Here is a 21,189-nt window from a genome sequence, read left to right on the forward strand (position 1 = left end):
TTGTTCTCCTTACGCGCGATCGGCGACACGTTCGCCCAAGAGGCCCGACGGCCGGAACACCAGCACGATGATGAGCACGATGAACGCGAACACGTCTTGGTAGTTGCTGCCGAACACCCCGCCCGTCAGATTGCCGATATAGCCCGCGCCCAACTGCTCGATGAGGCCGAGCAGCACGCCGCCCACCATCGCGCCGCCCAGGTTGCCGATCCCGCCCAGCACCGCTGCCGTGAACGCCTTCATGCCGGGAATGAAGCCCATGTAGAAGTGCACGTTGCCGTATTCGGAAGCGATCATCACGCCCGCGAGCGCGGCGAGCGCCGAGCCGATCATGAAGGTCGCCGAAATCACGAAGTTCGGATTCACGCCCATCAGGCTCGCCGTGTTCGGGTTCTCGGCGATCGCACGCATCGCGCGGCCGAGCTTCGTCTTGTGCACGAGCAGCAGCAGCCCCCCCATCACGATGAACGCGACGATGATGATCGTGATCTCGGTCATCGAAATCACCGCGCCCGGATTATTCTCGCCCGCCTTGATCACGTTGATCGGATCGGTCGGCAGCAACTGCGGGAACGGCAGCGGATTGCGCGACCAGATCATCATGGCGGCCGTCTGCAGCAGGATCGACACGCCGATCGCGGTGATGAGCGGCGCGAGACGCGGCGCCCGGCGCAGCGGCCGATAGGCGACGCGTTCGATCGTGAAGCCGACGCATGCGCAGACGATCGCCGCGATTCCGAGCCCGATCGCCAGCGTCGCGACGTGGCCAAGACCGGGGAAGTGGTTCTGCAGCACCGTGATCGCGGAAAGCGCGACCATCGCGCCCACCATCAGCACGTCGCCGTGCGCGAAGTTGATGATGCCGAGAATGCCGTACACCATCGTGTAGCCCAACGCGATGATGGCGTAGACACTGCCGAGCACCAGTCCGTTGAGGATCTGCTGGACGAAAATATCCATTTAAAGCTCCTTGGCCCGTGCCGCCGGATGAGCGCTCCGCCACGCGGATAAGCGATGGAATCGCGCCAACTCGACGACACTGCGGGTACTAAATCAATACCGGTAAGGTGATGTCGGCCCGGCGCGGACGGTGCGGACTGTGCGACCGCGCGTCTTGCCGGGACGGATACGAAAACGGCACCGCACTGAAGCTTCGGTGCCGTCGCGAGTCCCGTCTGTAATTCACGACTTGAGGACGGTGTGCTTGGCCTCCTTGAAGTCGTAGAGCGTCCATGCGCCAACCTTCGCGTCGTCGATGCGGCCGCGCACGACGTCGGCCGTCGCCTCGCGGGCAGGCGCCGGCATCGGATGCGGCACGTCGAATGCTTCGCTCGGGTCGGCGCGCCTCGTGGTGTCGGCGGTCGCGCGCACTGCGTCGTTTGCGATCGGCGCACGTCCGGACGACGCCGTCGCGCGAACGACGGCCGTCCGTCTCGCGACCGGGTCGCCCGGCGCGCCGATGCCGACGAACACGACGACGTTGGTGCGCGCGCGCTTGATCTGAGTCGGCATCGTGACGAAATTCGCCGCAGGACGCCCGCCCCTGGCGACGGGCACGTCGCTCGGGGAAGCCGTCGGGGCCGCCTCGGCTTGCGCCGCCGCCCCGCCGTCGCGTCCGTCGGCGGCCGCTGCGAAGAGCGCAACCGCAGCGTAGACGGGCCCGGCGTCAACCAACTTCAGATGCATCGAATAAGGTCTCCAGCGCCTTGCCAAAACCATGTTTCAAGGCCACCAGGCCTGAAAACGGGCGCATTGTAACTCTATTTATAGGACGACCAATATTCCTGATTCGACAGGGTTTTCCTGCATTGCAACCTTTTTTGAGCACGCCATTTCAGAAGACATTGCAACCTGGTTGCACTGTCACGGTGCCGAATGGTTGCTCCACGGGACATTTCGCCCAAAATAAAAGCGCGCCCTAAGGCGCGCTTTTTGCAATCTAACTGAAACGAAACCGGCGATCAGGCCGCGGGCGACAGATTCAAGCCGCGCGGCAACGGGAACGACACGTTCTCCTCGATGCCCTCGAGCGCACGCACGTTGGTCACGCCGAGCTCGCGCAAACGCGCGATCACCGCTTGCGCGAGCACCTCGGGCGCCGACGCGCCCGCCGTCACGCCGATCCGGCGCTTACCGGCAACCCAGGCAGGGTCGATCTGCTCGGGTGCGTCCACCATGTAGGCGGCAACGCCGCGCTTCTCGGCGACTTCGCGCAAGCGGCTCGAATTCGAGCTATTCGGGCTGCCGACGACGATCACGACGTCGCACTGCGGCGCCATGAACTTCACCGCATCCTGGCGGTTCTGCGTCGCGTAGCAGATGTCCTGCTTCTTCGGTTCGCGGATCGCGGGAAATTTCGTCTTGAGCGCGCCGATGATCTCGGCCGCGTCGTCGACCGACAGCGTCGTCTGCGTGACGAGCGCGACGCGCTCCGGATCGGGCAGCTCGAGCTTCTGCACGTCGTCGACGCTTTCGACGAGATGCATCCCGCGCTCCACCTGGCCCATCGTGCCTTCGACTTCCGGGTGCCCCTTGTGGCCGATCATCACGATGTCGACGCCCTCCTGACGCATCTTCGCGACCTCGACGTGCACCTTCGTGACGAGCGGACACGTTGCGTCATAGATACGCAGGCCGCGCACGGCCGCCTCGTCGCGCACCGCCTTCGACACGCCGTGCGCACTGAAGATCACCGTGTTGCCGGACGGCACTTCCGCGAGCTCCTCGACGAAAATCGCCCCCTTCTTCCTCAGATCCTCGACGACGTACTTGTTGTGCACGATCTCGTGGCGCACGTAGATCGGCGCGCCGTGCATCGCGATCGCGCGTTCGACGATCTCGATCGCGCGATCGACGCCTGCGCAGAAACCGCGCGGCTGAGCGAGCAGAATCTCGGCGTCGGCCGCGGCGACCTGACCGGACAGCGTATCGGTGGTGCTCATGATTACAGAATCCCGATGATTTTCACTTCGAACGTGAGCGCCTGGCCCGCGAGCGGATGGTTGAAATCGAAGAGCGCGGACGTCTCGCCGATCTCCTTCAGCACGCCCGCGTAGCGGCCGCCGTCCGGCGCGTTGAATTCGATCAGGTCGCCCGGCGCGAAATCGTCGCCGACCATGCCGTTATCGCGCAGCGTCGCGAGCGACACGCGCTGGATCATGTCCGGATTGCGCGGCCCGAATGCTTGCTCAGGCGTTAGCCGGAAGGTCGAATGGTGGCCTGCCTTGAGGCCGATCAGAATTCCTTCCAGCGACGGCGCAAGCTGCCCCGCGCCGAGCAGGAGCGTGGCGGGCTTGTCGGAGAATGTGTTGACGATGTCGGCGCCGTCGGCAAGGGCGAGCCGGTAATGAAGCGTGACGTGCGAACCGGGCTTCACTTCTGCAAGGTCGATGAGGCTCATGTGGTACTCGTTCAATCGGCGCCCGAAAACGACGGGCGGCACAACGCAAAGGCTTTATTGTAAGTCACCTCGGCGATCGAGGCGGAATGCGGACGTGATTCGCCTTGCGAGCACGCAGGATATTGGAGGTCGGCAGCATGCAGTATGAGACTTTTACAGTCGGCGAGAACGTCGACGACGAGCCCCCACGCGATCGGCTCGCCCCGCCGCCGGCCGCTCCGCCGGCTCCGGCTGCACCGCGCCCGCGGCCCGCCGCCGCGGCGCACCGCGGGCGCGACCTGCCGCGCGAACGCCTGCTTGCGCGCGGGCCTGCCGCGCTGTCGGACGCGGAGCTCGTCGCGCTCCTGCTCGGCTCGGGCCTGCCCGGTCACGACGTGTTTGCGCTCGCGCACACGCTGCTCGCGCGCTTCGGCTCGCTGCGCACGCTCCTCGACGCGGCGCCCGACGACTTCAAGGGCCTGCGCGGAATCGGCCCCGCGCGCACCGCAATCTTGGTCGCGGTCGTCGAGCTGGCGCGCCGCGCGCTCGCCGAAAAGGCTCGCGAGCGGCCGCTCGTCGATTCCCCGGGCGCGGTCGAGGATTATCTGCGGCTGCTGATCGGCACGCGGCAGCACGAAGTGTTCGTATGCCTCTTCCTCGATGCCAGGCATCGGCTGCTGCAAACGGAGGAGACCGCGCACGGGTCGCTCACGCGCATGGCCGTCTATCCCCGCGAAATCGTGCGGCGCGCACTATCGCTGAACGCGGCGGCGCTCATCGTCGCGCATAATCATCCGTCGGGCGCGGTACGACCGAGCGCCGCGGACCGGCGCTTGACGCGCGTACTGCGCGACGCGCTCGCGCTCATCGACGTGCGATTGATGGACCATTTCGTCGTCAGCGCAAGCGACACGTTTTCATTCGCGCAGGCAGGCTGGATCTAGCGTGTCGCCGGTCCCACGCCACCGGCCCACCCTGGCCCCGCATCGCCTGGGCCGACGCCGTGCGATCCTCATTGCGAAATTAGGTTTGATTTTCCTGAAGTTTTTCTGTTAAAATTGCCGTCTGTCTTTTTTCCAACCAGTTCTGAAGCCGCTGAAGCGGTCTCGTGGCCTTGTCGATCAAGGATCAACCACGGATCGGAGGCGCTTTTCCTGGCACGGCCGAGACTTACGTGGTCGCGCAAAGAAGAGAACCTTCACCGGCGATCGAACCCCGAATTCAGCGTATTAGGAGTGCTCTCATGGCACGCGTATGCCAAGTAACTGGGAAAGCGCCGATGAGCGGCAACAACGTTTCCCACGCCAACAACAAGACGAAGCGTCGCTTCCTGCCGAATCTGCAAAACCGCCGGTTCTGGGTTGAAAGCGAAAACCGTTGGGTGCGTCTGCGCGTTTCGAACGCCGGCCTGCGCCTGATCGACAAGAACGGCATCGATTCCGTGCTCGCCGACCTGCGCGCACGCGGCGAAGCCTAAGTCCAAGGAGCACTAGCATGGCGAAAGGCGCACGCGACAAGATCAAGCTCGAGTCGACCGCTGGCACGGGTCACTTCTATACGACCACGAAGAACAAGCGCAACATGCCGGAAAAGATGGAGATCATGAAGTTCGATCCCGTCGCCCGCAAGCACGTGGCGTACAAAGAAACCAAGATCAAGTAATTCTCCGGTTTCGAAGAGCCTGATGACGACGAAAAGCCCCGCAATCGCGGGGCTTTTTGCGTTGGCGGGCGTACACCCTCTTTTCCGACGCGGTATGCTCTGCCCTTTCCGCTCGCATTGCGCACGGCGGAAAAGATAAGACAAAACGCGCAAGAAACGGAGATGCAGATGAATTTCGATGTGGCGATCGTCGGCAGCGGCCTCGCCGGCTTGTCGGTCGCGCTCAATCTCGCACAAACGCGACGCGTCGCGCTGATCGCGAAACGGTCGATGATGGAGGGTGCGAGCGACTACGCGCAAGGCGGCATCGCCGCGGTGCTCGATTCGGCGGACAGCGTCGAGAATCACGTGAACGACACACTGATCGCGGGCGGCGGCCTGTGCGACGAAGCCGCGACGCGCTACATCGTCGAGCACGGCCGCGAAGCGATCGAATGGCTGATCTCGCAGGGCGTGCCGTTTACGAAGGACGACGCCGCGGAACTCGGCTTCCACCTGACCCGCGAAGGCGGCCACAGCCATCGCCGCATCATTCACGCGGCCGATGCAACGGGCCACGCCGTGCTCGCAACGCTTTCCGAGCGCGCCCGCACACACCCGAACATCACGTTCTTCGAGGATCACCACGCGATCGACCTCATCACGTCCGATCGCCTCGGGCTGCCCGGCCTGCCGGGCCGGCGCTGCGTCGGCCTCTACGCGCTCGACGTACAGACCGGTCAAACGGTGACGATCGAGGCGCCGCACACGGTGCTCGCGACGGGCGGCGCCGGCAAGGTCTATCTGTACACGACGAACCCGGACACCGCGACAGGCGACGGCATCGCGATGGCGTGGCGCGCGGGCTGCCGGATCGCGAACATGGAGTTCATCCAGTTCCATCCGACCTGCCTGTTCCACCCGTACGCGAAGTCGTTCCTCATTTCCGAGGCGGTGCGCGGCGAAGGCGGCCTCCTCAAGCTGCCGGACGGCACCCGCTTCATGCCCGCGCACGATCCGCGCGCGGAGCTCGCGCCGCGCGACATCGTCGCGCGCGCGATCGACTTCGAGATCAAGAAGCGCGGGATCGACTGCGTGTATCTCGACATCAGCCACCAGCCCGAAGCGTTCCTGCGCGAGCACTTCCCGACGATCTTCGCGCGCTGCCTCGAGTTCGGCATCGACATCTCGAAGGAGCCGATCCCGGTCGTTCCGGCCGCGCACTACACGTGCGGCGGCGTCGTCACGGATCTTGCCGGACGCACCGACATCGCGGGCCTTTACGCAGTAGGCGAGACGTCGTGCACAGGCCTGCACGGCGCGAACCGCCTCGCGAGCAATTCGCTCCTCGAATGCCTCGTGATCGGCCGCGCGACCGCCGACGCGATCGAGAGCGCCGGCTACGATTCGGCGACGCACGGCCCGCTGCCAGCATGGGACGAGAGCCGCGTGGCGGACGCGGACGAGGAAGTGGTCGTCGCGCACAACTGGGACGAATTGCGCCGCCTGATGTGGAACTACGTCGGCATCGTGCGCACCGACAAGCGCCTCGAACGCGCGCAGCATCGCCTGAAGCTGTTGCGCGACGAGATCCACGAGTATTACGCGCACTTCCGCGTGAGCCGCGATCTGCTCGAGCTGCGCAATCTCGTCGACGTCGCGTCGCTGATCGTCGACAGCGCGCGAGCGCGCCACGAAAGCCGCGGCCTGCACTACAGCCGCGACTGGCCGCAGGCATTGCCGAAGGCGCTGCCGACCGTACTCACGCCGACGCGGCGGGCATCGAAATGAAGCACAAATGAAGCACGCATGACGCGCGCCGAAAACGGCGCGCAATGAACAAAGGGCTGCCGGCGCATGGCACGCCGACAGCCCTTTGCTTCAGCCCAGCCGCCCGCCCGACGATCCGGACACGCGCAGCCGTTACATCATTCGACGATGCGCATCGAGTAATCGGTCGCGCGCACGTCCTTCGTCAGCGCGCCGATCGAGATCCGGTCGACGCCCGTCTCCGCAATCGCACGCACCGTGTCGAAATTCACGCCACCCGACACCTCGAGCACCGCGCGGCCCTCGGTGACGCGCACCGCGTCGCGCATCATGTCGAGCGTGAAGTTGTCGAGCAGCACCGACTGCGCGCCGTGGGCAAGCGCCGTGCGCAACTGGTCGAGCGTTTCGACCTCGATCTGCACCGGCACGTCGGCGTTCAGCGCGAACGCCGCGTCGAGCGCCTTGTCGACGCCGCCCGCCGCCGCGATGTGATTCTCCTTGATCAGGATGCCGGCATAGAGCGCGAGCCGCTGGTTCGCGCCGCCGCCGACGCGCACCGCGTATTTCTGCGCGAGCCGCAGGCCCGGCAGCGTCTTTCGCGTGTCGAGGATGCGCGTGCGCGTATCCTCAATCCGGTCGACGTAGCGGCGCGTCGCGGTCGCAACGCCCGACAGCAGTTGCAGGAAGTTGAGCCCGTTGCGTTCGGCCGTCAATAGCGACCGCGCAGGACCGCGCAATTCGCAGACGGTCGAGTCGGCCGTCATCCGATCGCCTTCGCGATACCGCCAGTCGACTTCGATCGACGGATCGACCGCGCGCACCACCGCGACGAACCACGGCACGCCGCACAGCACGGCCGCCTCGCGCACGATCACGCGCGCGCAGCGCGGTGCGCCGTCCGGCACGAGACGCCCGGTCTGATCGCCGCTGCCGACATCCTCGGCAAGCGCATCGGCAACATTACGCGCGATCGCCGCTTCGAATGCGGCGCCGTATTCGTGCGAGATCTCAACGAAGAGCGGCGACACTGCGTCGTTCGTCATGCCGCCCCCACGTTCGCGAAGAGTTGCTGATCGCGCTGCAGATCGCCGCTCGCCTGTACGCGCCTCCTGTGGCGCGCGGCGAAGTCGAGCATCCGGTCGATCGGCACGCGCGCGCGTTCGGCGATCGGCGCGTCGACGAAGATCTCGTTGTGGCCGCGCTCGAGCACCTCGGACAGGTTCGACAGCGCGTTCATCGCCATCCACGGGCAATGCGCGCAGCTCTTGCACGTCGCACTGTTGCCGGCCGTCGGCGCCTCGATGAAGGTCTTGCCGGGCGCCGCGAGCCGCATCTTGTGCAGGATGCCGAGATCGGTCGCGACGATGAAGCGCCGCGCATCGTGCTTCACGGCCGCGTCGATGAGCTGCGTCGTCGAGCCGACGACGTCCGCAAGCGCGACGACGCTCTCGGGCGATTCGGGATGCACGAGGATCTTCGCGTCCGGATATTCGGTGCGCAGCAGATCGAGCTCGACGCCCTTGAACTCGTCGTGGACGAGGCACGAGCCCTGCCACATCAGCATGTCGGCGCCCGTTTTCTTCTGAATGTATCCGCCGAGGTGACGGTCCGGCGCCCAGATGAGCTTCTCGCCGCGCGCATGCAGCTCGGCGACGATCTCGAGGCCGATCGACGACGTGACCATCCAGTCCGCGCGCGCCTTCACCGCGGCGCTCGTATTCGCGTAGACGACGACCGTGCGGTCCGGATGCGCGTCGCAGAACTGCGAGAACTCGTCGATCGGGCAGCCGAGATCGAGCGAGCACGTCGCGTCGAGGTCGGGCATCAGCACGCGCTTGTTCGGGCTCAGGATCTTCGCCGTCTCGCCCATGAAGCGCACGCCGGCGACGACGAGCGTCTGCGCGTCGTGATCGCGGCCGAAGCGCGCCATTTCCAGCGAATCGGCGACGCAGCCGCCCGTCTCGTCCGCGAGCTCCTGCAGATCCGCGTCGACGTAATAGTGCGCGACCAACACGGCCTTCTCGCGCACGAGCAAGGCCCTGATCTGCGCCTTCAGCGCGTCGCGCTCGCCGGCGGCGAGCGGCTCAGGCACCTTCGCCCACGCCTCGCCGACGCCGCAGGCCGCCCCTGCCGCGAGCGGGCGGTCGTACTCGACGGGTTTGATCGCCGATTGCATCTTCATCTCCTGTCGACCAGAGTTGGCGCTCGAGCGCGCACTCTGGTTCCGTACCAAGTTCAGCCCTGCTGATCACCGCCGCGGAAAAACGGCCGGCCCAAAAGAAAAAACCCCGCCAGCGCGGGGTTTGTGACGTCCTGAAATTCTAATCGATTTCGGCTCGGACGACTCAGGCGTAGCGGCGCAGGCGCGTCGCGAACTCTTGCAGCGCCTTGATGCCGCTTTGCTCCGCGCGATGGCACCAGTCCTGCAGTTGCGCGAGCAACTGTTCGCGCGACGCATTCGAACGCTCCCAGATCGCGGCAAGTTCGGCGCGCAGCTGGAAGAACGTGTGCAGCTTCTGGCTGTTCGCGAAGATCTCCGGCAGCATCCGCTTCTGCGGCTCGTCGAGGCCCGCCTCGTCCTTGTGGAACCACTTGCGCGCGCCGCGCATCAGCTGGTACTTCTCGCGTGCGCCGAGCTCCTTCAGATGCGCGAGCTCCTGCCTGTACGCGCGCTTCAGCGTCTTCGCGTAGCGCGCCATCACCTCGTAGCGGTTCGACAGCACGGCCTGCAGCGTTTCCTGGTCGAGCACGGTCTTGCGCGCGGCGAGGCGCGGCGTCGGCGCGATCTTCTTCACCTTCGCGAGCCCGAACGCCGACATGATCCGGATGTACATCCAGCCGATGTCGAACTCGTACCACTTGTTCGACAGCTTCGCCGACGTCGCGAAGGTATGGTGGTTGTTGTGCAGTTCCTCGCCGCCGATCACGATGCCCCACGGAAAGAGGTTCGTGCTCGCGTCGGCCGCGTTGAAGTTGCGATAGCCCCAGAAGTGGCCGAGGCCGTTGACGACGCCCGCCGCCCAGAACGGAATCCACACCATCTGGACCGCCCACACGGTGAGGCCGACGAGGCCGAACAGCGCGACGTCGATCACCATCATCACGCTCACGCCGAGAATCGGATACTTCGAGTAGAGGTTGCGCTCGAGCCAGTCATTCGGCGTGCCGTGGCCGTACTTGCGCATCGTCTCTTCGTTCTTCGCTTCCGCGCGATACAGCTCGGCGCCTTCGAGCAGCACCTTCCAGATGCCGCGCGTCTGCGGGCTGTGCGGATCTTCCTCGGTCTCGCACTTCGCGTGGTGCTTACGATGGATCGCCGCCCACTGGCCCGTCAGCATGCCCGTCGTCATCCACAGCCAGAAGCGGAAGAAGTGGCTCACGATCGGATGCAGATCGAGCGCGCGGTGCGCCTGGCAGCGGTGCAGATAGACGGTCACGCCGACGATCGTCACGTGCGTGACGGCGAGCGTGAACAGCACGATCTGCCACCACGTGAAGCGCAGAAGCCCGTTGGCAAAGAAATCGAGCAGGGAATTCAACAAGGCAGTTACCTGTACAAGTAGTAAGGACGCCGGCTCAAATGACCTGCGTCAAGAAAATGAAAGCATACCGCGTAGTAGGACGGGATTTTACTTCATCCGTTCCAAGTCTTTGTAAAAAATGAATATTTCTTGCGGCAGTGCAATACGCGCGCGGGTGTTTTCGGGCTAAAGGGGCGCGCGACGGCGCCCCGCCCCGCTATGCGTCCTGCCGCGTCCGCTCTGCCGCGAAGCCGTTTGCGCCGGCTGCGGGCGCGATACCGTCCGGCAGCCCGATCACGCGAACTTCGCGCTGCGGAAACGGGATCGAAATCCCGTGTGCGACAAAAAGCCGCCAGACGTTCCGGTTGACCGCCGAGCGCACGCCCGCCGTTCCCTTCGCCGCGTCGGCAATCCAGAAACCGAGTTCGAGATCGATGCCGTCCGCGCCGAAGCCGACGAGATACGGCGTCGGCTTCGGCTCCTCGAGCACGCGCTCGACGCCCTGCGCCGCCTCGACGAGCAACGACATCGCGTGCTCGACATCCGACGTGTACGCTACCTGCACCGCGATCTTCGCATAGCCGCGCGTCAGGTACGACGACTGGTTCTGCACGACGTCGGTGATCAGCTTCTCGTTTGGAATCAGCGTCTCGTTGCCGTCGAGGCCGCGCACGACCGTGTAGCGCGTGCGGATTTGCGTGACGACGCCCTGCAGGCCGCCGACGTTGATCGCATCGCCGAGCCTGAGCGACCGGTCGAGCAGGATGATGAAGCCCGATACGTAATTGCTCGCGATCTTCTGCAGGCCGAAACCAAGCCCGACGCCGACCGCGCCGCCGAACACGCCGAGCACCGTCACGTCGATCCCGACGAGCGACAGGCCGATCAGCACCGCCGCGAAGATGAGCAACGCGCGGCCGACGCGCGCGAGCACGACGCGCAGGTTCGCATCGAGCGAGCGCGCGCGCATCAGCCGCTCTTCGAGCACCGAGCCGAGCCACATCGCGAGGACGAGCGTCACGCAGACCCACAGCGCGCCCGACACCACCGACAAGAGCGTCAGGCGCGCGTTCGCGACGCGAAACTGGACGCTGTCGAGCCATGCGAGCACGTCGCGCTGGATGCCGAGCACCGTGAGCGCCATCGCGACCCACACGACGATCGACACGACCTTCTCGACGATCGACAGCCACGCGTGCGTGTGGCCGTCGCGCGCGAACACGCGGCGCGCGACGAAGAACAAAATGTAGATGAGGCCGATGCCGAAGAGCGGCACGAGCGCGAGTTGCAGGAGCGACGTCGGCATCAGTTCGTCGAACACCGTCTCCGCGAACCACATGAACGCGCCGCCGATGAGCGGAAACAGCGCACGGTTCAGGCTCAGCGCGCCCGCCCCGGGCGGCCGGCCGGCCGCACGGCGGCGCGCGTCGATCCGGCCGCGCAGAAAACGCGCGACGAGCCAAGCGAGCGCGAGCGAGCCGAGGAACGCGACCGCCTGCCAGATCATCGCAGGCTGGCCGAAGTCATGGGCGACCGCCGCGAGCCGCCGGGTCAGGTGATTCGTGACCATCCGCGAACCCGCCCGTTATTGCGTGCGCCGCTCGAGGACCGCGGCGAAGAAGCCGTCGGTCGCATGGCGGTGCGGCCAGAGCGACAGGTAGTCGCCCGTGTCGAGCGTGATCCGCTGCTCGGCGAGCAAGCGGTTCGCCGGCACCAGCACGAACTCCGGATGCGCGGCGAGGAATTCGGACACGATCGCCTCGTTCTCCGCTTCGAGCACACTGCAGGTCGCGTAGACGAGCCGCCCGCCCTTCTTTACGAGGCGCGCGGCGCTCGCGAGGATCGACGCCTGCTTCGGAGCGAGTTCGGCGACCGACTCGCGCGACTGGCGCCACTTCAGATCCGGATTGCGGCGCAGCGTGCCGAGGCCGCTGCACGGCGCGTCGACGAGCACGCGATCGATCTTGCCCGCAAGCCGCTTGATCTTCGCGTCGTGCTCGCTGTCGATCAGCACCGGGTTCACGTTCGACAGCCCGCTGCGCGCGAGGCGCGGCTTCAGCTTCGCGAGGCGCTTCTCGGACACGTCGAACGCATACAGGCGGCCCGTCGAGCGCATCATCGCGCCGAGCGCGAGCGTCTTGCCGCCCGCGCCGGCGCAGAAATCGACGACCATCTCGCCGCGCCGCGGCGCGACGAGCGAGCACAGCAGCTGGCTGCCCTCGTCCTGGACTTCGATCTGCCCCTCTTCGAACAGCTTGAGCTTCGTGAGCGCCGGCTTGCCGACGACGCGCACGCCGAACGGCGCGAACGGCGTCGCGCCCGCATCGACGCCCGCCGCGCGCAGGCCGTCGATGACCTGGTCGCGCGTCGCCTTCAGCGCGTTCACGCGCAGATCGAGCGGCGCCGGATAATTGACGGCGGCGGCGAACTGCGCGAGGTCATCCGCGCTGACACGCTCGGCAAGCGCCTGATGAATCCAGTCCGGCAGGTTCGTGCGCACGCGCAGCGGCAGGCTCGCCGGATCGATCTTCGCGACGTGGTCGAGCCACGCCCACTCGGCGTCCGACACGAACGGCTTGAGCGCCGAGCGGCCGACCGTCTGCATCAGACCGAGCAGCGCGAGGCGTCGCGCCGGCGCGCCCGTGCCGCTCTCGGCAAGGTGCGCATATTCCATCTTCCGCCGCAGCACCGCGAACACCGCCTCGGCGATCACGCCGCGCTCGGCGTGGCCGAGCTTCGGATGCGCGCGGAAGAAGCGGCTCGTCGTGACGTCGGCCGGGCCGACGAATTTCAGGACCTCGGCGAGCAGCGCCTCGGTCTGGCCAATCAGGAAACCGTGCAGCTTCATACGCCCTCGCTCGTCGATGTGTCGATTGCATCCGTGAACAGCCAGCGCGCCTCGTCGGGCGCGACAACCGCGCGCCCCGCCTCGAGGCGCAGCTTCCCTTCGACGAACCAGCGCACCGCGCGCGGATACAGCACGTGCTCGGCCGCGAGCACGCGCGTGGCGAGCGCGACGGCGTCGTCGCCCGCGACGACGGGCACCGCCGCTTGAGCCACGATCGCGCCGCTGTCAAGCTCCGGAATCACGAAGTGGACGGATGCGCCGTGCAGCGCGACGCCCGCGTCGAGCGCCTGCTGGTGCGTATGGATGCCCTTGAAGCTCGGCAGCAGCGACGGATGGATGTTGAGCATCCGACCCGCATATCTGGCGACGAAGGCCGGCGTGAGTATGCGCATGAAGCCGGCGAGCACGATGAGATCGGGGCTGAAACGGTCGATCTCGGCGGCGAGTGCCGCGTCGAAGCTGTCGCGGCCATCGAATGCGCGATGGTCGACCACGGCGGTCGCGATGCCGTGCGACGCCGCGAATTCAAGGCCCGCGGCGCCCGGCCGGTTGGAAATCACAGCGGCGACCTCGGCAGGCCAGCCCTCGCGCGCGCAAGCGCGTACGATGGCCTCCATGTTGCTGCCGCGGCCGGAAATCAGGATGACGAGTTTTTTCATCCGCGGATTTTACCATTCGGCCCTGCCGTTTCCGGCATCCTGAGCCGCCCGGCCGCCCGAGCGTTTATAATCTTTTGCTTTGCGGCATCCGGCCGCTCATCCCCCACGCTGCCATCCGCTATCGTGAAAGTCTTTCGCGGCCTGCCCAACGCCGAAAGCCGCGCCCCGTGCGCGCTGACGATCGGCAACTTCGACGGTGTCCATCGCGGCCACCAGGCCCTGCTCGCGCGCGTGCGCGCGGCGGCGGATGCGCGCGGGCTGCCCGTGTGCGTGATGACATTCGAGCCGCACCCGCGCGAATTCTTCAATCCGGCCGGCGCGCCGCCGCGGATCGCGATGCTGCGCGACAAGCTCGAAGCGCTGCGCGAGCACGGCGTCGACCGCGTGGTCGTCGAGCACTTCAACCACACGTTCGCGAGCCAGTCGCCCGAGGCGTTCGTCGAGCGCACGCTCGTCCACGGGCTGCACACGCGCTGGATCATGGTCGGCGACGACTTCTGCTACGGCGCGAAGCGCGCGGGCAATTTCGCGTCGCTGAAGGCGGCGGGCGAGCGTTTCGGCTTCGAGGTCGAGCAGATGGAAACGCTCGCCGACGCCGACGGCGCGCGAATCTCGAGCTCCGGCGTGCGCGCCGCGCTCGCGGCGGGCGATCTCGACGCGGCCGCGCGCGCACTCGGCCACGGCTACGCGATCAGCGGCCACGTCACGCACGGGCTCAAACTCGGCCGCGACCTCGGCTTCCCGACGCTGAACCTGCCGATCGCGCACAAGCGCCCGGCGCTGTCCGGCATCTTCGTCGTCCACGTGCACGGCATCGGGCCCGAGCCGCTGCCGGGCGTCGCGAGCCTGGGCGTGCGGCCGACCATCGACGATTCGGGCCGCGTGCTGCTCGAAGTGCATCTGCTCGACTGGCACGGCGACGCGTATGGCAAACTCGTTCGCGTCGAATTCCTGAAGAAGCTGCGCGACGAGGCGAAATTCGTCGATCTCGAGACGCTCGCGCGCGCGATCGCGCAGGACGTCGTCGATACGCGCGCGTACTTCGCCGCACACGGCCGCGCGCCAGGCAGCCGCGCGACCGGTTTCGCGACGTCGGCCACCGACCGAATTAGCTGATCGACGCTGCGCCCGCGCCGGGCGACGCCGTCCGCCGCGCCGCCCGCAGTCCGCGCCGCACCTCCCCGATTTCACGACGCACGAGCGTCCCCAAGATTCCATAGCGATCCTGACATGAGCAACAAAAAAGCCGATTCGAAACCGCAGGCCAAGTATCCGGTCAACCTGCTCGACACGCCGTTCCCAATGCGTGGCGACCTCCCGAAGCGCGAGCCGCAATGGGTGAAGGACTGGGAGGCCCGCGGCGTCTACGACAAGATCCGCGCGGCGAGCCAGGGCCGCCCGAAGTTCATCCTGCATGACGGCCCGCCGTACGCGAACGGCGACATCCACCTGGGCCACGCGGTCAACAAGATCCTGAAGGACATGGTCGTGAAGTCGCGCAACATGGCGGGCTTCGACGCGCCGTACGTGCCCGGCTGGGACTGCCACGGGATGCCGATCGAGATCCAGATCGAGAAGCAGTTCGGCAAGTCGCTGCCCGCCGCCGAGGTGATGGAGAAGGCGCGCGCATACGCGACCGAGCAGATCGAGAAGCAGAAGGCGGGCTTCAAGCGCCTGGGCGTGCTGGGCGACTGGGGCAATCCGTACAAGACGATGAACTTCCAGAACGAGGCGGAAGAAATCCGCGCGCTCGGCAAGATCATCGAGAAGGGCTACGTGTACCGCGGTCTGAAGCCCGTGAACTGGTGCTTCGATTGCGGCTCGGCGCTCGCCGAAGCGGAAGTCGAATACAAGGACCGCACCGATCCGACGATCGACGTGCTGTTCGCGTTCGCGGAGCCGGAGAAGACCGCGCAGGCGTTCGGCCTGCCCGCACTGCCGCGCGCCGAAGGCGGGATCGTGATCTGGACCACGACGCCCTGGACCATTCCGGCGAACCAGGCGCTCAACCTCCATCCGGAAATCGTCTACGCGCTCGTCGACACGCAGCGCGGCCTCCTCATCATCGCGGAGGAACGCGTCGAAGCGTGCATGAAGGACTTCGACCTGACGGGCAACGTGATCGCGACGACGCGCGGCGACAAGCTCGCGAACCTGCGCTTCCATCACCCGCTCGCCGCCGCGCATCCGGGCTACAAGCGCACTGCGCCCGTCTATCTCGGCGACTACGTGACGACCGACACCGGCACGGGCGTCGTCCACTCGTCGCCCGCTTACGGCGTCGAGGATTTCGTCTCCTGCAAGTCGCACGGCATGACCGATTCGGACATCATCAACCCGGTGATGGGCGACGGCCGCTACATCGAATCGCTGCCGCTCTTCGGCGGCCTCACGATCTGGGACGCGAATCCAAAGATCGTCGACGCGCTGAAGGCGGCGGGCTCGCTGCTGCGCAACGAGCATTACTCGCACAGCTACATGCACTGCTGGCGCCACAAGACGCCGATCATCTATCGCGCGACGTCGCAATGGTTTGCCGGCATGGACACGCAGCCGAAGAACGGCGGCCGCACGCTGCGCGAGACCGCGCTCGACGCGGTCGACGCGACCGCGTTCTATCCGTCGTGGGGCAAGCAGCGGCTGCACAGCATGATCGCGAACCGTCCGGACTGGACGCTGTCGCGCCAGCGCCAATGGGGCGTGCCGATGGCGTTCTTCGTCCACAAGGAAACGGGCGAGCTGCATCCTCGCACGCTCGCGCTGCTCGAAGCAGTCGCGAAGCGCGTCGAGCAGGCGGGCATCGAGGCGTGGCAAACGCTCGATCCGCGCGAGCTGATCGGCGACGACGCGAACCTCTATGAAAAGAACCGCGACACGCTCGACGTGTGGTTCGACTCGGGCACGACGCACTGGCACGTGCTGCGCGGCTCGCACAAGGATCAACTGCAGTTCCCGGCCGACCTGTACCTCGAAGGCTCGGACCAGCACCGCGGCTGGTTCCACTCGTCGCTCCTGACCGCGTCGATGCTCGACGGCCGCGCGCCGTACAAGGGCCTCCTCACGCACGGCTTCACGGTCGACGGCGAAGGCCGCAAGATGAGCAAGTCGCTCGGCAACGGGATCGATCCGCACGAAGTCGCGAACCGCCTCGGCGCGGAGATCATCCGCCTGTGGATCGCATCGACCGATTATTCGGGCGAGCTCGCGATCTCCGAGGAGATTCTCAAGCGCGTAACGGAAGGCTATCGCCGGATTCGCAACACGCTGCGCTTCCTGCTCGCGAACCTGTCGGATTTCGATTACGCGAAGGACGCGTTGCCCGCGAGCGAATGGCTCGAGATCGATCGCTATGCGGTCGCCTTCGCCGCTCAGTTGCAGACCGAGCTGCTCGCGCACTACGAGAAGTACGAGTTCCACCCCGTCGTCGCGAAGCTGCAGACATTCTGCTCGGAAGACTTGGGCGGCTTCTATCTCGACGTCCTGAAGGATCGTCTGTACACGAGCGCGCCGGCGTCGAACGCGCGCCGTTCCGCGCAGACGGCGCTCTACCACGTGACGCAGGGCCTCCTGCGCGTGCTCGCGCCGTTCCTGTCGTTCACGGCCGAGGAAGCGTGGCGCGTGTTCCGGCCGCAAAGCGACACGATCTTCACCGAAACCTATTACGCGTATCCGGAAGTCGCCGGCGCCGACGCGCTCGTCGCGAAATGGTCGCTGCTGCGCGACGTGCGCGGCAGCGTGACGAAGGCGCTCGAGGAAGCCCGCACCGAGAACCGCATCGGCTCGTCGCTGCAGGCGGAAGTCGAAGTGCGCGCGTCGGGCGCGCGCTACGACGCGCTCGCGAGCCTCGGCGACGATCTGAAGTTCGTGCTGATCACGTCGGCGGCTAAGGTCGCGAAGGTCGATGCGGAAGCGGACGAAGGCGTCGACGTCGCGACGTCGAAGCACCAAAAGTGCGAGCGCTGCTGGCACTACCGCGACGATGTCGGCGCGCACGCCGATCATCCGACGCTCTGCGGCCGCTGCTTCTCCAACCTGTTCGAAAACGGCGAAACCCGGAGCGCTGCATAAATGGCGAAGAGCACCCTGTCGAAATCCTCGGGCGGCGCGCTCGCGCCGTGGCTCGGCATCTCGCTGATCGTGATCCTGTTCGATCAACTGACGAAGATCGCCGTGCTGAAGACATTCGTGTACGGCGTAATGCATCAGTTGACGCCGTTCTTCAACCTGACGCTGATCTACAACCGCGGCGCGGCGTTCGGCTTCCTCGCGACCGCGGGCGGCTGGCAGCGCTGGGCGTTCACGGCGCTCGGCGTCGGCGCGACGCTCGTGATCTGCTACCTGCTAAAGCGCCATGGCCATCAGCGCCTCTTCAGCCTGTCGCTCGCGCTGATCCTCGGCGGCGCGCTCGGCAACGTGATCGACCGCCTGCTGTACGGTCACGTGATCGACTTCCTCGATTTCCACGTCGGCGCGTGGCACTGGCCCGCGTTCAACCTCGCCGACTCCGCGATCACGGTAGGCGCGGTGCTCCTCATCTACGACGAGCTGCGCCGCGTGCGCGGCGCACGCTGAGCGCATACACTTCGCGCAGGGGCCGGCGCGCGCCGGCTCCACGTGCTTTCGGAGACATCAGTTGGCACACGCAGAACTCGCAGGAAAACACCTCGTCCTCGGCCTCACGGGCGGCATCGCCTGCTACAAGATCGCCGAGCTCACGCGTCTTCTGACGAAGGCGGGCGCGACCGTGCAGGTCGTGATGACCGACGCCGCGACGCAATTCATCACCCCCGTCACGATGCAGGCGCTGTCGGGCCGCCCCGTCTACACGAGCCAGTGGGATGCGCGGATGCCGAACAACATGGCGCACATCGATCTATCGCGCGAAGCCGGCGCGATCGTGATCGCGCCCGCATCGACCGATTTCCTCGCGAAGCTCGCGCACGGTTTCGCCGACGATCTGCTGTCGACGCTGTGCATCGCGCGCGACTGCCCGCTTCTCGTCGTGCCCGCGATGAACCGCCAGATGTGGCAGAACCCGGCGACGCAGCGCAACGTCGCGCAATTGCGCCACGACGGCGTCGCGGTGCTCGGGCCCGATTCGGGCGCGCAGGCGTGCGGCGAAGTCGGCGACGGCCGGATGCTCGAGCCGGAGGCGATCTACGAAGCAACCGTGTCGCACTTCCAGCCGAAGGTGTTCGCACACCGCCGCGTGCTGATCACCGCGGGTCCGACGTTCGAGCCGCTCGATCCGGTCCGCGGGCTCACGAACCGCTCGAGCGGCAAGATGGGCTTCGCGATCGCGCGCGCCGCGCAGCAGGCGGGCGCCGACGTGCATCTCGTCGCGGGCCCCGTCCATCTGCCGACGCCGTGGGGCGTGTACCGCGAAGACGTGCAGACCGCGCAGCAGATGTACGACGCGGTGCTGAACGCGGTGCCGGACGCCGACGTATTCATCGCGGTCGCCGCGGTCGCCGACTGGCGCGCCGCGCAGCCCGCCGAGCACAAGATCAAGAAGACCGCCGACCACAAGATGCCGGCGCTCACGTTTGTCGAAAATCCTGACATCCTCGCGACCGTCGCGGCGCGGCCCGATGCGCCCTATTGCGTCGGCTTCGCGGCGGAGAGCGGCGATCTCGACGTGCACGGCGAGGAAAAGCGCGTGCGCAAGAACGTGCCCCTTCTGATCGGCAATCTCGGCCCGCTGACGTTCGGCCTCGACGACAACGAAGTCGTGCTGTTCGAAGCGAGCGGCACGACGCGCCTGCCGCGCGCCGACAAGATGACGCTCGCGCACGCGCTCGTCGCCGAAATCGCGAAGCGGCTGCCCGACACGAGCCTCATCTGACGCACCGCCGCAGCCGCCTCGCGCGTCCGCGCCTCTCAACCACCGTCACCGATTTTCGCCGCATGAAACTCGATCTCAAGATTCTCGACGCGCGTGTGCGCGACTACCTGCCCAAATACGCGACGACCGGCAGCGCGGGCCTCGATCTGCGCGCGTGCCTCGACGCGCCCGTCACGCTGAAGCCGGGCGACACGACGCTCGTGCCGACCGGCCTCGCGATCCATCTCGCCGATTCCGGCTACGCGGCGCTGATCCTGCCGCGCTCGGGCCTCGGCCACAAGCATGGGATCGTGCTCGGCAACCTGGTCGGCCTCATCGATTCGGACTACCAGGGCGAGCTGATGATCTCGACGTGGAATCGCGGCCAGACCGAATTCGTGCTGAATCCGTTCGAGCGCCTCGCGCAGCTCGTGATCGTGCCGGTCGTGCAGGCGACGTTCAATCTCGTCGATGATTTCGCGCAAAGCGAGCGCGGCGCGGGCGGCTTCGGCAGCACCGGGCGCGGCTGAGTCCAAGCGACAAAATACGTGCGGTGCCCAACCGACCCCGCACGCGCTTCCGTTCCCGCCTCTTGCCCTTCCCGCCTCTTGCCGTTACGCCGGCGCTCACTCCTCGAGCGCTGGCTGCTTCCAGCCGAGCTGCGGCTGCTCTCCTTCTTGCTTCGCCTGTTTCGCTTCGGCGAACATCGCAGAGATCACGAGCGCGATCAGCACGCCCGCGAGAATTGCCGACGAACCGACGGTGCCGAACCCAAGGCCGCCCTTTGCGACGGGCTTCGTCAGCAGATCGCCGACTGTCGCGCCGAACGGCCGCGTCAGCACGAACGCCGCCCAGAACAGAAACACCTTCGACACATTCGTCAGGTACGCGGCGAGCACGATCACCGCGAGCAAGCCGCCGATCAGGAACGCCCCGCCCGCGAAGCCGAGGCCCGAGCTGTCGGCGAGGAAGTCGCCGAGCGCGGTGCCGAGCGTGTTCGAGAACAGAATCGCGATCCAGTAGAGGAGCTCGACCTTGCGCGTGCGTATCTCGGTGACTGCGAGCGATTCGCCCTGCAGCCGCCACACGGCGAAGATCGTCAGCAGGATCGCGACGAGAATGCCGGAGCCGGCCGCATAGCCGAGACCGAGCGTGCGGTCCATGAAGTCGGACATCGTCGTGCCGGCGGTGCTCGTCGCGACGATCACCGCCCAGTAGATCGCCGGGCGGTAGCGCGTCGCCGCGAGCTGTGCGGCGAGCGTAACGATGAAAAACGAGAACAGGATCAGCGAGCTGTACGCATAGCCGACATTGAGCGTCATCGACAGCAGATCGCCGCCCGTTTCGCCGAGCGTCGTCGCGCAGATCTTCATCACCCAGAACGCGAGCGTAATCGCAGGGAGCTTGTTCATGCGAGCCTCTCGAAGGAATTCGGAATAGACCAATCGCCGCAGCGCGGCACGAGACTCGAATGCTAGAAAATGGTGGCTTAAGAGCGCGTTAACCCGCATGCGCGGCTTGCGGACATCGGCCGATTCGTGGGGTGA

General features: G+C 66.3%; 20 protein-coding genes. 9 read left to right on the forward strand and 11 right to left on the reverse strand.

Features of this window, described 5'->3' with window-relative positions; translation table 11 throughout:
* Positions 1–9: 9 nt before the first annotated feature.
* From WS69_RS02540 to WS69_RS02555, 4 genes are all read right to left on the reverse strand, one after another.
* Positions 10–960, reverse strand: a complete 951-nt coding sequence (locus tag WS69_RS02540; RefSeq protein ID WP_059469243.1) for a branched-chain amino acid ABC transporter permease — start codon at positions 958–960, stop codon at positions 10–12.
* Positions 961–1,182: 222 nt separating this feature from the next.
* Positions 1,183–1,686, reverse strand: a complete 504-nt coding sequence (locus WS69_RS33965; RefSeq protein WP_059469244.1) for a hypothetical protein — start codon at positions 1,684–1,686, stop codon at positions 1,183–1,185.
* A 275-nt stretch (positions 1,687–1,961) separates the two neighbouring features.
* Complete coding sequence (gene ispH / locus WS69_RS02550; RefSeq protein WP_059469245.1) at positions 1,962–2,942, reverse strand: 4-hydroxy-3-methylbut-2-enyl diphosphate reductase; 981 nt, start codon at positions 2,940–2,942, stop codon at positions 1,962–1,964.
* A 2-nt stretch (positions 2,943–2,944) separates the two neighbouring features.
* Positions 2,945–3,400, reverse strand: a complete 456-nt coding sequence (locus WS69_RS02555) for an FKBP-type peptidyl-prolyl cis-trans isomerase (protein WP_059469246.1) — start codon at positions 3,398–3,400, stop codon at positions 2,945–2,947.
* A gap of 137 nt (positions 3,401–3,537) precedes the next feature.
* Between WS69_RS02555 and radC the strand changes: the two genes are divergently transcribed.
* The 4 genes from radC (at position 3,538) to nadB (ending at position 6,811) form a co-directional block, all read left to right on the forward strand.
* Positions 3,538–4,323, forward strand: a complete 786-nt coding sequence (gene radC, locus WS69_RS02560; protein WP_059469300.1) for a RadC family protein — start codon at positions 3,538–3,540, stop codon at positions 4,321–4,323.
* A gap of 299 nt (positions 4,324–4,622) precedes the next feature.
* Positions 4,623–4,856: a 50S ribosomal protein L28 gene (gene rpmB / locus WS69_RS02565; RefSeq protein ID WP_004186391.1), complete on the forward strand. Its 234-nt coding sequence runs from the start codon at positions 4,623–4,625 to the stop codon at positions 4,854–4,856.
* Positions 4,857–4,873: 17 nt separating this feature from the next.
* A complete protein-coding gene (gene rpmG, locus WS69_RS02570) occupies positions 4,874–5,041 on the forward strand; it encodes a 50S ribosomal protein L33 (RefSeq protein ID WP_004185395.1) in 168 nt (55 codons plus the stop codon).
* A 168-nt stretch (positions 5,042–5,209) separates the two neighbouring features.
* Complete coding sequence (gene nadB / locus WS69_RS02575) at positions 5,210–6,811, forward strand: L-aspartate oxidase (protein WP_059469301.1); 1,602 nt, start codon at positions 5,210–5,212, stop codon at positions 6,809–6,811.
* 137 nt (positions 6,812–6,948) lie between these two features.
* On the opposite strand, the gene nadC is transcribed toward nadB, so the two are convergent.
* The 6 genes from nadC to purN all read right to left on the reverse strand — a co-directional run bounded on the left by nadC (position 6,949) and on the right by purN (position 13,818).
* Positions 6,949–7,833, reverse strand: a complete 885-nt coding sequence (gene nadC, locus WS69_RS02580; protein WP_059469247.1) for a carboxylating nicotinate-nucleotide diphosphorylase — start codon at positions 7,831–7,833, stop codon at positions 6,949–6,951.
* On the reverse strand, positions 7,830–8,966 hold the full coding sequence (gene nadA, locus WS69_RS02585) for a quinolinate synthase NadA (RefSeq protein WP_059469302.1): 1,137 nt from the start codon (positions 8,964–8,966) through the stop codon (positions 7,830–7,832). The genes nadC and nadA overlap by 4 nt, the downstream gene beginning before the upstream one ends.
* 169 nt (positions 8,967–9,135) lie before the next feature.
* Positions 9,136–10,332 carry a DesA family fatty acid desaturase gene (locus WS69_RS02590; protein ID WP_059469248.1) on the reverse strand — a complete coding sequence of 399 codons (1,197 nt, stop codon included), beginning with the start codon at positions 10,330–10,332 and terminating at the stop codon, positions 9,136–9,138.
* Positions 10,333–10,528: 196 nt separating this feature from the next.
* Positions 10,529–11,881: a mechanosensitive ion channel family protein gene (locus tag WS69_RS02595; protein ID WP_059469249.1), complete on the reverse strand. Its 1,353-nt coding sequence runs from the start codon at positions 11,879–11,881 to the stop codon at positions 10,529–10,531.
* A 15-nt stretch (positions 11,882–11,896) separates the two neighbouring features.
* Positions 11,897–13,159, reverse strand: a complete 1,263-nt coding sequence (locus WS69_RS02600) for an RsmB/NOP family class I SAM-dependent RNA methyltransferase (RefSeq protein ID WP_059469250.1) — start codon at positions 13,157–13,159, stop codon at positions 11,897–11,899.
* Positions 13,156–13,818: a phosphoribosylglycinamide formyltransferase gene (purN, locus tag WS69_RS02605; protein ID WP_059469251.1), complete on the reverse strand. Its 663-nt coding sequence runs from the start codon at positions 13,816–13,818 to the stop codon at positions 13,156–13,158. Before purN ends, WS69_RS02600 begins: the two co-directional genes overlap by 4 nt.
* Positions 13,819–13,941: 123 nt before the next feature.
* Here purN and WS69_RS02610 point away from each other — a divergent pair, with 123 nt between their 5' ends.
* The 5 genes from WS69_RS02610 to dut all read left to right on the forward strand — a co-directional run bounded on the left by WS69_RS02610 (position 13,942) and on the right by dut (position 20,172).
* A complete protein-coding gene (locus WS69_RS02610) occupies positions 13,942–14,934 on the forward strand; it encodes a bifunctional riboflavin kinase/FAD synthetase (protein ID WP_059469252.1) in 993 nt (330 codons plus the stop codon).
* A gap of 114 nt (positions 14,935–15,048) precedes the next feature.
* On the forward strand, positions 15,049–17,886 hold the full coding sequence (gene ileS, locus WS69_RS02615; protein WP_059469253.1) for an isoleucine--tRNA ligase: 2,838 nt from the start codon (positions 15,049–15,051) through the stop codon (positions 17,884–17,886).
* Positions 17,887–18,390, forward strand: a complete 504-nt coding sequence (gene lspA, locus WS69_RS02620; protein WP_059469254.1) for a signal peptidase II — start codon at positions 17,887–17,889, stop codon at positions 18,388–18,390.
* 61 nt (positions 18,391–18,451) lie between these two features.
* The gene (gene coaBC / locus WS69_RS02625; protein WP_059469255.1) at positions 18,452–19,663 is read left to right on the forward strand and encodes a bifunctional phosphopantothenoylcysteine decarboxylase/phosphopantothenate--cysteine ligase CoaBC; all 1,212 of its coding nucleotides are present in this window, start codon (positions 18,452–18,454) and stop codon (positions 19,661–19,663) included.
* A gap of 62 nt (positions 19,664–19,725) precedes the next feature.
* Positions 19,726–20,172: a dUTP diphosphatase gene (gene dut, locus WS69_RS02630; RefSeq protein ID WP_059469256.1), complete on the forward strand. Its 447-nt coding sequence runs from the start codon at positions 19,726–19,728 to the stop codon at positions 20,170–20,172.
* 96 nt (positions 20,173–20,268) lie between these two features.
* Here dut and WS69_RS02635 read toward each other — a convergent pair whose 3' ends face one another.
* Positions 20,269–21,054, reverse strand: a complete 786-nt coding sequence (locus WS69_RS02635) for a COG4705 family protein (protein WP_059469257.1) — start codon at positions 21,052–21,054, stop codon at positions 20,269–20,271.
* Positions 21,055–21,189: the final 135 nt, after the last annotated feature.

The sequence above is a fragment of the Burkholderia sp. BDU5 genome (genome assembly GCF_001522845.1).
In the GTDB taxonomy this organism is placed as follows: Bacteria; Pseudomonadota; Gammaproteobacteria; order Burkholderiales; family Burkholderiaceae; genus Burkholderia; species Burkholderia mayonis.

Bases quoted from the DNA above. Each gene is read 5' to 3' on its own strand.
- WS69_RS02540 (WP_059469243.1), bottom strand. From the start codon at position 960: ATGGATATTTTCGTCCAGCAGATCCTCAACGGACTGGTGCTCGGCAGT.
- WS69_RS33965 (WP_059469244.1), bottom strand. From the start codon at position 1,686: ATGCATCTGAAGTTGGTTGACGCCGGGCCCGTCTACGCTGCGGTTGCG.
- ispH (WP_059469245.1), bottom strand. From the start codon at position 2,942: ATGAGCACCACCGATACGCTGTCCGGTCAGGTCGCCGCGGCCGACGCC.
- WS69_RS02555 (WP_059469246.1), bottom strand. From the start codon at position 3,400: ATGAGCCTCATCGACCTTGCAGAAGTGAAGCCCGGTTCGCACGTCACG.
- radC (WP_059469300.1), top strand. From the start codon at position 3,538: ATGCAGTATGAGACTTTTACAGTCGGCGAGAACGTCGACGACGAGCCC.
- rpmB (WP_004186391.1), top strand. From the start codon at position 4,623: ATGGCACGCGTATGCCAAGTAACTGGGAAAGCGCCGATGAGCGGCAAC.
- rpmG (WP_004185395.1), top strand. From the start codon at position 4,874: ATGGCGAAAGGCGCACGCGACAAGATCAAGCTCGAGTCGACCGCTGGC.
- nadB (WP_059469301.1), top strand. From the start codon at position 5,210: ATGAATTTCGATGTGGCGATCGTCGGCAGCGGCCTCGCCGGCTTGTCG.
- nadC (WP_059469247.1), bottom strand. From the start codon at position 7,833: ATGACGAACGACGCAGTGTCGCCGCTCTTCGTTGAGATCTCGCACGAA.
- nadA (WP_059469302.1), bottom strand. From the start codon at position 8,966: ATGCAATCGGCGATCAAACCCGTCGAGTACGACCGCCCGCTCGCGGCA.
- WS69_RS02595 (WP_059469249.1), bottom strand. From the start codon at position 11,881: ATGGTCACGAATCACCTGACCCGGCGGCTCGCGGCGGTCGCCCATGAC.
- WS69_RS02600 (WP_059469250.1), bottom strand. From the start codon at position 13,159: ATGAAGCTGCACGGTTTCCTGATTGGCCAGACCGAGGCGCTGCTCGCC.
- purN (WP_059469251.1), bottom strand. From the start codon at position 13,818: ATGAAAAAACTCGTCATCCTGATTTCCGGCCGCGGCAGCAACATGGAG.
- ileS (WP_059469253.1), top strand. From the start codon at position 15,049: ATGAGCAACAAAAAAGCCGATTCGAAACCGCAGGCCAAGTATCCGGTC.
- lspA (WP_059469254.1), top strand. From the start codon at position 17,887: ATGGCGAAGAGCACCCTGTCGAAATCCTCGGGCGGCGCGCTCGCGCCG.
- dut (WP_059469256.1), top strand. From the start codon at position 19,726: ATGAAACTCGATCTCAAGATTCTCGACGCGCGTGTGCGCGACTACCTG.
- WS69_RS02635 (WP_059469257.1), bottom strand. From the start codon at position 21,054: ATGAACAAGCTCCCTGCGATTACGCTCGCGTTCTGGGTGATGAAGATC.